The sequence below is a fragment of the Mucilaginibacter sp. cycad4 genome, from assembly GCF_034263275.1.
GTDB lineage: Bacteria > Bacteroidota > Bacteroidia > Sphingobacteriales > Sphingobacteriaceae > Mucilaginibacter.
Genome location: NZ_CP139559.1, coordinates 7,100,375 through 7,111,297, shown reverse-complemented (window position 1 = coordinate 7,111,297; position 10,923 = coordinate 7,100,375). Strand labels below are relative to the sequence as shown.

10 protein-coding genes are annotated in these 10,923 nt (G+C 43.2%); 2 read left to right on the top strand and 8 right to left on the bottom strand.

The features are described 5' to 3' along the window. Positions 1–434: 434 nt before the first annotated feature. Both SNE26_RS29480 and SNE26_RS29475 read right to left on the bottom strand, forming a co-directional pair. Entirely contained in the window at positions 435–1,985 is a 1,551-nt protein-coding gene (locus tag SNE26_RS29480) for a methylmalonyl-CoA mutase family protein (protein ID WP_321557368.1), read from the bottom strand. Between the two features lie 4 nt (positions 1,986–1,989). Next, positions 1,990–2,520 carry a hypothetical protein gene (locus tag SNE26_RS29475; protein ID WP_321557367.1) on the bottom strand — a complete coding sequence of 177 codons (531 nt, stop codon included), beginning with the start codon at positions 2,518–2,520 and terminating at the stop codon, positions 1,990–1,992. A 91-nt stretch (positions 2,521–2,611) separates the two neighbouring features. Between SNE26_RS29475 and SNE26_RS29470 the strand changes: the two genes are divergently transcribed. Beyond that, positions 2,612–2,959 (top strand): iron-sulfur cluster assembly accessory protein, encoded by a 348-nt coding sequence (locus tag SNE26_RS29470; RefSeq protein ID WP_321557366.1) that lies wholly within the window; start codon positions 2,612–2,614, stop codon positions 2,957–2,959. A 127-nt stretch (positions 2,960–3,086) separates the two neighbouring features. Here SNE26_RS29470 and SNE26_RS29465 read toward each other — a convergent pair whose 3' ends face one another. Beyond that, entirely contained in the window at positions 3,087–3,815 is a 729-nt protein-coding gene (locus tag SNE26_RS29465) for a TlpA disulfide reductase family protein (protein ID WP_321557365.1), read from the bottom strand. A gap of 155 nt (positions 3,816–3,970) precedes the next feature. Between SNE26_RS29465 and SNE26_RS29460 the strand changes: the two genes are divergently transcribed. Continuing rightward, on the top strand, positions 3,971–5,209 hold the full coding sequence (locus SNE26_RS29460) for an ABC transporter permease (RefSeq protein WP_321557364.1): 1,239 nt from the start codon (positions 3,971–3,973) through the stop codon (positions 5,207–5,209). Positions 5,210–5,549: 340 nt separating this feature from the next. Here SNE26_RS29460 and SNE26_RS29455 read toward each other — a convergent pair whose 3' ends face one another. The 5 genes from SNE26_RS29455 to SNE26_RS29435 all read right to left on the bottom strand — a co-directional run bounded on the left by SNE26_RS29455 (position 5,550) and on the right by SNE26_RS29435 (position 10,794). Continuing rightward, the gene (locus SNE26_RS29455; protein ID WP_321557363.1) at positions 5,550–6,290 is read right to left on the bottom strand and encodes a CpsB/CapC family capsule biosynthesis tyrosine phosphatase; all 741 of its coding nucleotides are present in this window, start codon (positions 6,288–6,290) and stop codon (positions 5,550–5,552) included. A 3-nt stretch (positions 6,291–6,293) separates the two neighbouring features. Next, a complete protein-coding gene (gene rfbB / locus SNE26_RS29450) occupies positions 6,294–7,346 on the bottom strand; it encodes a dTDP-glucose 4,6-dehydratase (protein WP_321557362.1) in 1,053 nt (350 codons plus the stop codon). Positions 7,347–7,361: 15 nt separating this feature from the next. Next, positions 7,362–8,384, bottom strand: coding sequence for a UDP-glucose 4-epimerase GalE (galE, locus tag SNE26_RS29445; RefSeq protein WP_321557361.1), 1,023 nt, complete (start codon positions 8,382–8,384; stop codon positions 7,362–7,364). Between the two features lie 113 nt (positions 8,385–8,497). Next, on the bottom strand, positions 8,498–9,481 hold the full coding sequence (locus SNE26_RS29440; RefSeq protein ID WP_321557360.1) for a UDP-glucuronic acid decarboxylase family protein: 984 nt from the start codon (positions 9,479–9,481) through the stop codon (positions 8,498–8,500). Then, on the bottom strand, positions 9,478–10,794 hold the full coding sequence (locus SNE26_RS29435) for a UDP-glucose/GDP-mannose dehydrogenase family protein (protein WP_321557359.1): 1,317 nt from the start codon (positions 10,792–10,794) through the stop codon (positions 9,478–9,480). Before SNE26_RS29435 ends, SNE26_RS29440 begins: the two co-directional genes overlap by 4 nt. Between the last annotated feature and the right edge of the window lie 129 nt (positions 10,795–10,923).

The following is a 10,923-nucleotide window of genomic DNA, read 5'->3' as shown; positions in this document are numbered from 1 at the left end:
ATAGATAAAAGTAAAATATTGATTTCCAACCCCCAGCGAAACAACTTTTGGCCTTGCTACGGAACATCGAATATTGCCAAAAAAAGCTTATAAAAAAATTAAATTTTCACTTTTTTAACAATTGACTATTTACTAACAAATTCGATTTTTTAATGAAATTTTTGTATGGATACTATAATTTTTGATATAAAAATCACAATCCAATTATTTCTTAATTATTTTTTTATTTTTTTGAAATTTCAAGAAAAATAAAAATAAAAACGAGAGTTACAACCCTTAATTATACGTCAAAACATGGGTAATGTTTGCGTCCTCCCGGTGGTTATTACAAACAATAAAATAACGCGCTGGTTTAGTGCCTTATAAAAAATAAAAGTCAGGTATTTTGATTTGTGACACGCTATAAACACATGCAAAAGAGCCACACCACGATGCTAATACTCTCCAAAAACACCGCGTAATACATCGGCAATCTCTCCCAGGGTAGCATAGCTCTCTACCGAAGTTACGATAAAAGGCATTAAGTTTTCAGTACCCGAGGCCGCTATTCCCAAAAGATGTAAACTTTTCTCAACGGCTTCCCTGTTACGCGTACTTTTTAGTTCTGCAATTTTTTCCGACTGCATTTTTCTGATGGCATCATCCACCCTAAACACGTTAACAGGGGCTTCCTCCGGCTGGGTAAACCGGTTAACACCAACAATAACTTTTTCGCCGGTTTCAATCTCCTGCTGGTACTGGTAAGCCGAGGCTGCTATCTCCTGCTGGATGTAATCCTGCTCTATGGCTTTTACCGCACCGCCCATAGCATCTATCTTATCTATATATAATTGAGCAGCAGCTTCTATCTCATCTGTCAATGCTTCGATAAAGTAGGACCCGGCAAGCGGGTCAACCGTATCGGTAACACCGCTTTCAAACGCGATGATCTGTTGGGTGCGCAATGCTATTTTGGCTGCTGCTTCTGTTGGTAACGACAATGCTTCATCATATCCGTTGGTATGCAATGATTGCGTGCCCCCCAGCACCGCGGCCATGGCCTGGTTACTTACCCTTATAATATTATTAAGCGGTTGCTGAGCAGTTAATGTCGAGCCACCTGTTTGCGTATGAAAGCGGAGCTTCTGGGCACCAGGATCGGTAGCTCCCAGTTGTTGGGTAATATGCGCCCACATGCGCCTGGCGGCCCGGAACTTGGCTATCTCCTCAAAAAAATTACTGTGGCAGTTAAAAAAGAAGGAAAGGCGTTTGGCAAATACATTAATATCAAGCCCCTTATCAAGCGCAGCTTTTAAATAGGCTTTACCGTTGGCCAACGTAAATGCCAGTTCCTGCACTGCCGTTGAGCCTGCTTCGCGGATGTGATACCCTGATATGGAAATAGTGTTCCATTTGGGCACCTCTTTGCTGCAGTATTCAAATACATCGGTAATAAGCCGCATAGATGGCGCGGGCGGATATATATAAGTACCGCGGGCTGCGTATTCCTTTAATATGTCGTTCTGAATAGTACCAGAAATCTGTTTCAGATCGGCGCCCTGTTTTTTTGCCAGGGCAATGTACATGGCCAGCAGAATAGAAGCTGTAGCATTGATGGTCATGGAGGTGGTGATGCTTTTCAGCTCGATACCTGCGAACAGGGTCTCCATATCCTTTAACGAATCAATCGCTACCCCTACCTTGCCCACCTCACCTTCCGCAAGGGCGTGGTCGGAGTCATAACCGATCTGTGTTGGTAGGTCAAACGCTACTGATAAACCGTTTGTACCCTGGCTTAATAAATAATGATATCGCTTGTTTGATTCTTCGGCGGTTGAGAAACCGGCGTATTGGCGCATAGTCCAGGGTTTGCCCCGGTACATATCTTTTTGGATGCCGCGGGTAAAAGGGAACTCACCGGGCAATTCATTCATATTTGAAGGTTCGGTATAAACCTCCTTAATTTCAATACCCGATGTAGTGGTGATCTTTTTATCCCTGGCCATAAGCTTAGTATAATTCTTCCATATCCTGCCTGATCAGTCCAAGTGCTACATCATAAGGATTATCTTCCAGTTTGCTTAAATGCACCAGGATCACTTTACTCAACTCAAGCGCTGAGGTATTTGGCGGCAATGCCTTCACCGCGTTATTGATCATGTTAATAGTATCGTCCTTTACCCTTTTCACCACATTCCAAACCCGGGCGCTTACATAAATTTGCTGCGTAATGTTATGCTGAAACTCATTGCGTACCTCATTAATAATGATGGCCTGTAATTCGGCAGCAGTATCGGCCGATCCGTTAAGGCGGATAAGCAAGCTTGCCGGGTTAACCCTTTCAATGAATAGTACAACCCTTTCATAGGCCTGTAAGCGTAACGGCAGGGTTTGATTACTGATGGTACGTTTTAACTCCAATAGCTGGATACTTTCTGACTTATCAAGATATGGTTTAAACAGGTAGAAAGCGATATATACCACGCCTAAGCCCGAAATAGTATATTTTAAAATATCAAACAAAAAAAGCAGATTAGGCATGTTTATAAATGTTATACAGGGGTCATAAAATTATGACACTAACAAAAATCTGCATTTTACGTTATATTTGTGTAGAATAAATAAAAATAAGATGAGTATAGCTGTTGAAACCGCTCCGGTTTCTTTTACACCGGGCGCAGTAAAAGAACTTTTTAAATTAAAAGACCAGCAAGAAATAAGCGACGACTTTGGTTTACGCGTTGGTGTTGAAGGTGGTGGCTGTTCGGGTATGAACTATATTTTAGGCTTCGACATGAAAAAAGACGGCGACCAGGAATACTTCATTGATGGTGTAAAAGTATTTATGCACAAGGCACACGGATTATACCTGGCTGGTATGCAAATCGATTACCAGGATGGATTAAATGCCCGTGGTTTTACTTTCAACAACCCTAATGCTGCCAGCACCTGCGGTTGCGGCTCTTCTTTTTCGGTTTAAAATCAACCCGGTTAAAATATTGAAAGCCGTTTCGTATTTATTATGAAGCGGCTTTTGTTTTGTATTTCGGTAATGTGGCAAACTATCAGCAGCGTACCTATTCGTTACCGGTTGATATTTATAACCACTACTTAATATCAGATATCGTTTTCCTGATCCAGTTTGGCACCATTCCATCGCCGTAGCCCTGGCTGTTAAACTGTATAACCCCTTCCCTGTCAACAACCAGGCTCACCGGGCATTCATCAACCCCGTAATAAGAAAACAGGGGCATCGAATCGCTAATCACATGGTATTTAAATGGCGACACTTTCAGAAATTGTTCAACCTGCTCAGCTTTATCCAAAGAAATTGCAATAAATACAACATCCTTACTATTCTGATAAGCGTCGACGAGGCGGTTCAATTCCGGCATTTCATACCTGCATGGCGGACAGGCAATAAACCAAAAATTGAGCACAACTATTTTCCCCTTCAGATCTGCAGCCGTAATCACATTACCGTTAACATCTCTCATATTGAAAAAGCTAAAGGCATTGCCCGTTTTAAAAAACCTGGTTTCAGGCGGCTTATTGGCGTTGGCCGACAAAATGCCATCAGCAACCGCGTCACGTTTGGTTAATATAAAAGCAGAACTGTCACTATCATGCTGTACTGGCTTCAACATATAGTTGCCGGTTGCCATCAGTTCACGCCATTTAACATAAGTATATTTTTCGCCTTTGGCATTGGTAACTACTGTTTTTTGATTGAAACCATATTGTTCTATCGGTCTTGTTATCTCAATCTGACCATGTGCGTTTGAAATACTCAAAGCAAGCATGGCGATAGCAAACAGGAGGTAATAACTTTTCATTTTAAGGTTTAAATTCAAGAGGAAATTATAACATAATTAGCACATTACCAAATCAGGGGCTATGGTCACATCGATCACAAAAATTAAGTTAAACCAGCATGTAACAAACAGGCATAATACTTAGTCATACCAGCAAGTTTTTTTATATTTATACCATGCCGGTAAAAACCTCTTACAAAGAAAACATTTCTATTGCATTACAGTCCATAGCCGGCAACAGGCTGCGTACCTCGTTAACAGCGCTGATCATAGCTATAGGTATTATGGCACTGGTTGGTATTTTAACGGCGATTGAAGGGATCAGGCAATTCACTAATGATGCTTTTGCCGATCTTGGCGCCAACACCTTCACCTTACAAAACCGGGGCGAAGGGCTAAACTTCGGCAACGGCGGGCACCGCAAAGTGTATCCGGCCATCACTTATGATCAGGCGGTACGTTTTAAAAACACCTTTAAGCTACCTGTGGCAGTAGCCATTAATTTAGAGGTAAACGGCACTGCGGTGGCAAAATACGGCAACCAAAAAACCAATCCAAACATATCCATTTCGGGCTCAAACGAAAATTACCTGGTAACAGCGGGCAAGAAACTGGCTTTCGGCCGTAACTTTTCCGCATCGGAGCTGGAACATGGATCAAATGTGGTGATCATTGGCGATGAGATTAAAAAGAAACTGTTTAAAACCGAAGACCCGATAAATAAATCGATATACCTTGGCACCGACAGGTTCAGGATTGTTGGCGTATTTGCTTCAAAAGGTTCAAGCTCATTCGGTGGCGATAAATTTTGTGTGATCCCCGTATTAAAAGCCAAACAGATTGATAGTACCAAGAATGCGTCATTTACAGTAACCATTAAGGTAGCTACTCCCGGTGCGCTCGACGCCACTATAGGCGAAGCCACCTCCCTGTTCAGAAACGTAAGGGGGCTTAACGTAATTAACCAGGATAACTTTGAAATAAGCCGGAGCGATTCTATTCAAAAAGAACTATCAGGCCAGCTTGCCGGTATTACTGCTGCCGGTTTTGCGGTGGGTATTATCACACTGATAGGCGCGGCCATTGGGCTTATGAATATCATGCTGGTATCGGTAACAGAACGCACCCGCGAAATTGGGGTGCGGAAAGCTATAGGGGCAACCCCGGCAATTATCCGTAAGCAATTTTTGATAGAGGCTATAGTGATCTGCCTTATAGGTGGTGCAGCGGGCATGATACTGGGTATGGCAGCAGGAAACCTCATTGCTGTACAAATAAGCGGCGCGTTTGTAGTGCCATGGGGATGGTTGTTCTTTGCAGTAGTACTATGTACGTTTATAGGTTTGATATCGGGATATTATCCTGCAAAAAAAGCGGCGAGGCTTGATCCGGTTGAGGCGCTGAGATACGAATAAAGAATTATTTCAAAATCTTAGAGGCTGTTTAAAAACGATAGTTTTTGAATGTAGAGACGCATAATTGCGTCTTTCGCTTGCAATTTACGGCAGCAGGGGCGCTTTTGAAATCGGCTTGTCCTCCGGGAGACGCAATTATGCGTCTCTACAAAAATGCTTTCTCTCATTTTTAAACAGCTTCTAAGAGACTGGTTGCAAACAAAAAACGTCATTGCTGTAAGGTACGAAGCAATCGCGAACTATATACAGAGTGGCTCTGTAAGCTGGGGATTGCTTCGTACCTCGCAATGACGTTTTTTAAGCTATATCAACACATTCCCTAAACGTTAACATATATTTATTACAACAACATCTTATTTTTAAGCGGGTAATCCACAAGCAATTTTTCAATATAGGTTGTTCTCAGCGCATCGCTAAATGCTGCTGCGTGCCTTAAGTGGTGCATATCGCTTGAGATATAATCTATTAAACTACTATCAATCAGGTCTTCGGCCATCTTTTTTATCTCCTTGCCATAATACCCGGTAAGCGATATGGTATTAAGCTGAAAATCAACGCCCCAGCTATGCAGGTTTTTCAATTTCTCTAAATCAAGGTACTGGTAGCGCTCAGGGTGGGCCAAAATAGGTTTATACCCTTTGTCATGAAGCTTTTGAATTACACTGTAAGTATTTGGCGGCTGATTTATAAATGAAAATTCAAACAGTACATGGTTATCCCCCATGGTCATGATCGGGCCCTCCTCTACACGTGCTTCAAACGTTTCATCAAAATAATGTTCGGCAGCGGCTTCAACAGGTATATCAATTCCTTGTTTAACCAGTTCGGCTTTTAATATGGTAAGGGCGTTCCCAATAGTTTCGGGGGTATTACGATAAAAATCTATCATGATGTGCGGTGTGGCGATAATTTTTTTTATCCCTAATGCCATCATTTTTTTTATCAATTCAATTGAATCTTCCGGTGTTTTTGCACCGTCATCAATTCCGGGCAATACATGCGAATGCATATCAACCATGATACTTTCATAGTTGTTTTTTGATTCCCTTAAATCCTTTTTCTTCTTAAAAAGCCCGAACATTTCTTATCTATCGTTATACTGACTGCTGTAATACTGCTGGTAATGTCCCGATGTTACATCATCAAGCCACTCCTCGTTAGCCAGGTACCAATCAACTGTTTTCTCCAAACCTTCTTCAAAAGTTATGCCTGGCACCCAACCTAAATCATTTTTTAATTTGCCTGCATCAATAGCATATCTTAGATCGTGCCCGGCCCTGTCTGTTACAAAAGTGATCAGCTTAGCCGATTCTCCTTCGGCCCTGCCTAATTTTTTGTCCAATATACTGCAAAGCAATTTGATCAGGTCAATATTTTTCCACTCATTATGCCCGCCTATATTATAGGTTGAGCCCGATTTGGCATTATGGAATATTACATCAATTGCACGCGCATGGTCTTCAACCCAAAGCCAGTCGCGGATATTTTCACCTTTACCATACACCGGCACAGGTTTATTTTGTTTGATATTATTAATGGCCAGCGGAATAAGCTTTTCCGGAAAATGGAACGATCCGTAGTTGTTTGAGCAGTTTGAGATCACGGTATCCATACCGTAAGTATCCTGGTAAGCCCGCACAAAATGATCAGATCCTGCTTTTGAAGCCGAATAAGGTGAATGCGGATCATAAGCGGTTTCTTCGGTAAACATACCCTCTTCACCGAGCGTACCGTATACCTCATCGGTTGATACATGATAAAAACGGGTTTGATCATATCTGCCTTTCCAGTGCCCGCGCGCGGTATTCAGTAAATTTACCGTACCCACTACATTCGTCATCACAAAATCAAGCGGGTTAGTGATCGACCTGTCTACATGCGACTCAGCAGCAAGATGGATCACCGCATCAGGGTTTTCAGCCGCAAAAAGTTCATTGATAAAAGCTATATCAACGATATCGCCTTTTACAAACTTATAGTTAGGCTCGTTTTCTATATCCCTCAAATTGGCCAGATTACCTGCATAAGTAAGCTTGTCTAAATTAACAATACTATAATCAGGATAGTTTTTTACAAACCTGCGCACCACGTGCGAACCAATAAAACCAGCGCCGCCTGTAATAATGATCTTTTTCATTCCCTGCTGTTGATATTAATTGAACGGATTTTGAGCAATATATTTTTCCCACTCCCAGGCCGATGACATCATTTCACCAATACCAAGTTTGGCTTTCCAGCCAAGTTTGGTTGATGATTTAGTAACATCGCCCCAAACCTGCTCTACATCACCTTCACGGCGCGGACCAATTTCATAATTCAGTTTTTCTCCGGTTGTGCTTTCAAAAGCGTGAATTACTTCCAGCACCGAAGTACCGTTGCCAGTACCCAGGTTAAACACATCATAGCCTTTAAACTCGTCCTTTTCAGCAAGCCTTAACGCAGCAACGTGGGCTTTGGCCAAATCAACTACGTGAATATAATCACGGATGCAGCTACCATCAGGCGTGTTATAATCATCGCCAAAAACGGTTATTTTTTCGCGTTTGCCTATGGCTGTTTGTGTAATAAAAGGTACCAGGTTTTGTGGCACACCGATTGGCAACTCGCCAATCAGGGCCGACTCGTGAGCACCCACCGGGTTAAAATAACGTAATGATATTACTTTATAATCGCTACCGGAGTTTACCATATCAACCAATATTTCTTCGGCTATTTGTTTGGTATTGCCGTATGGCGACTGTGCCGGCTGCACCGGCGCATTCTCTGTAACAGGTAATTTTTCGGGCTGTCCGTAAACTGTGCAGCTGGATGAAAATACAAAATTGATAGCCTTGCCGTAATAAGCTTCGAGCAGGTTGATAAGTGAATAAAAATTATTCCGGTAGTATTTCATTGGCTTTTTTACCGATTCGCCTACCGCTTTGAAGGCTGCGAAGTGGATAATACCACCTATTTCGGGCTCGGCAAGAGCGAGTGACCTAACGGCGGCTTCATCGCAAAGATCAAGCTTGTGAAATACCGGGGTAAAGCCTAAGATCTTTGTAAGCTGATCTAATATTTTAGGGTCGGAGTTGGACAGGTCGTCAACAATAATGGGGTCATAACCCGCGTTAACCAGCTCAACAACGGTGTGTGAACCAATAAAACCCAAACCGCCTGTTACTAATATTTTCATGGTTTAAATAGAGAGTATATTTGAATGTTTGGCAAAGTAAGCAGATTGTGACAATTCATCCACTTTTATATTATAAAAAAGGCCAAAAAAATTAATTTCCGGCCTCGTTACCCTTACTTATTGTAATAAGTAAAGTCTTTATGGTTTATTTCATGTTCGGGTAATGATTTGAAGTATTCTAAGGTGATCTTCAAACCTTCGCTCCTGGATACTTTTGGCTCCCAGCCTAATATGGCTTTGGCCTTGGTGATATCCGGGCGCCGTTGTTTAGGGTCATCTGTAGGCAAAGGCAGGCTGATCAGCTCCTGGTTAGTACCCGTCAGCTTGATGATCTCTTCCCCAAATTGTTTTATCGTGATTTCATCCGGGTTGCCGATGTTCACCGGCTGGGCGTAATCGCTGTGCAGCAGGCGGTAAATCCCTTCTATCAGGTCATCTACATAGCAAAACGACCGGGTTTGTGAGCCATCGCCAAACATCGTCAGCGGTTCGCCCCGCAGTGCCTGCCCGATAAAGGCCGGCAATACCCTTCCGTCGTTCAGCCGCATCCTTGGTCCGTAGGTGTTAAAAATCCTGACAATCCTTGTTTCCAGTCCGTGAAAAGTATGATAAGCCATAGTAATGGCTTCCTGAAACCTTTTGGCTTCATCATATACCCCTCTCGGGCCTACCGGGTTTACATTACCCCAGTATTCCTCTGGTTGAGGGTTGATGTTTGGGTCGCCATATACTTCCGATGTCGAGGCGATCAGCATCCGTGCCTGCTTGTTCCTGGCGAGCCCAAGCAGATTATGGGTACCCAGTGAGCCTACTTTTAATGTCTGGATGGGGATTTTTAAATAGTCTATCGGGCTGGCCGGCGAGGCAAAGTGCAGGATGTACTGCAGATCGCCCGGTACATACACAAACGTGGATACGTCATGGTTATAAAACTCAAAATTTTCCAGTTTGAACAAATGCTCGATATTCCTTAAATCGCCGGTGATCAGGTTATCCATCCCGATCACATGATAATCTTCTTTGATAAACCTGTCGCACAGGTGTGAACCTAAAAAACCGGCTGCTCCTGTGATCAGGATCCTTTTTCTTGCTGTCATATTGTTACTATTTTACGGCCTATACTGTTATAATAAAATCCATAGTCTTTCATCCTGTCCAGGTCATACAGATTACGCCCGTCAAAGATCACCGGTGCTTTTAGCTTTTCTTTCATAAAGTCAAAGTCTGGCGTGCGGAATACCGGCCATTCGGTCACGATCAGCAGGGCGTCGGCTTCTTCAAGGGCATCATACCGGTTGGCGGCATAGGCAACCTTATCGCCAAGCAGTTTTTTGACGTTTGGCATACCTTCCGGGTCATAGGCGGTCACCGTGGCACCGGCTGCCAGCAACTCATCGATGATATACAGTGCCGGTGCTTCGCGGATATCGTCGGTCTCCGGTTTAAAAGCCAATCCCCACAATGCAAAGTGTTTATCTTTCAGCCCACCTTCACCGTAATATTCGCGCATTTTGACCACCAGGCGTTTCTTCTGGGTTTCGTTCACTTCCATCACCGAGTTCAGGATCTTGAAATCGTATTTATTCTCTTCGGCTGCTTTAGACAATGCCTGCACATCTTTTGGGAAACAGCTGCCGCCATAACCTACCCCCGGAAAAAGGAAGCGTTTACCGATCCGGCCATCTGCCCCTACTCCTTTGCGTACCATATCCACATCTGCCCCTACCAGTTCGCACATATTTGCAATCTCGTTCATGAACGTGATCTTGGTGGCCAAAAATGAGTTGGCTGCATATTTGGTCAGCTCGGATGAGCGTTCGTCCATGTATAATATCGGGTTGCCCTGGCGCACGTAGGGTGCATACAAATCGCCCATCACCTGGCGGGCTTTTTCATCCATCGTACCAATCACTACCCTATCCGGTTTCATGAAATCTTCTACGGCTACCCCTTCGCGTAAAAATTCGGGATTGGATACCACCGCAAAAGGCACATCGGTATTGGCTTTCATCACTGCGGTTACCTTATCTGCCGTACCTACCGGTACGGTTGATTTGGTTACGATCACTTTATACTCGGTAATCAGTTTGGCTATATCTTTTGCTGCCCCAAGCACATAGCTCAAATCGGCTGCACCATCGGCCCCCGGCGGCGTTGGCAAGGCTAAAAAAATCACTTTTGCCGGTGCTACTGCTTCGGCAAGGTTGGTGGTAAAGGTTAACCTTTCCTGTTTGATATTCCGCAGAAATAAAATATCAAGCCCCGGCTCGTAAATTGGCATTTCGCCATTGCGCATCTTGTTTACCTTCTCCTCTACGATATCTACACAAGTTACTTCATTTCCCGTTTCGGCTAAACAAGTTCCCGTTACCAGGCCTACATAACCTGTACCAATTACAGCAATTTTCATAGTGTTAAATGTGTTTCAAATTAAGGTAAGCAATATTTGTATAATCAACCATATAACCAGCTTATTATAGCACCGGGCGGGCCGTAAAACCAATATTGTAATTATTGTTATTACTTTTATGCCCGGCTA

Bases quoted from the DNA above. Each gene is read 5' to 3' on its own strand.
- SNE26_RS29480 (WP_321557368.1), bottom strand. From the start codon at position 1,985: ATGGCCAGGGATAAAAAGATCACCACTACATCGGGTATTGAAATTAAG.
- SNE26_RS29475 (WP_321557367.1), bottom strand. From the start codon at position 2,520: ATGCCTAATCTGCTTTTTTTGTTTGATATTTTAAAATATACTATTTCG.
- SNE26_RS29470 (WP_321557366.1), top strand. From the start codon at position 2,612: ATGAGTATAGCTGTTGAAACCGCTCCGGTTTCTTTTACACCGGGCGCA.
- SNE26_RS29465 (WP_321557365.1), bottom strand. From the start codon at position 3,815: ATGAAAAGTTATTACCTCCTGTTTGCTATCGCCATGCTTGCTTTGAGT.
- SNE26_RS29460 (WP_321557364.1), top strand. From the start codon at position 3,971: ATGCCGGTAAAAACCTCTTACAAAGAAAACATTTCTATTGCATTACAG.
- SNE26_RS29455 (WP_321557363.1), bottom strand. From the start codon at position 6,290: ATGTTCGGGCTTTTTAAGAAGAAAAAGGATTTAAGGGAATCAAAAAAC.
- rfbB (WP_321557362.1), bottom strand. From the start codon at position 7,346: ATGAAAAAGATCATTATTACAGGCGGCGCTGGTTTTATTGGTTCGCAC.
- galE (WP_321557361.1), bottom strand. From the start codon at position 8,384: ATGAAAATATTAGTAACAGGCGGTTTGGGTTTTATTGGTTCACACACC.
- SNE26_RS29440 (WP_321557360.1), bottom strand. From the start codon at position 9,481: ATGACAGCAAGAAAAAGGATCCTGATCACAGGAGCAGCCGGTTTTTTA.
- SNE26_RS29435 (WP_321557359.1), bottom strand. From the start codon at position 10,794: ATGAAAATTGCTGTAATTGGTACAGGTTATGTAGGCCTGGTAACGGGA.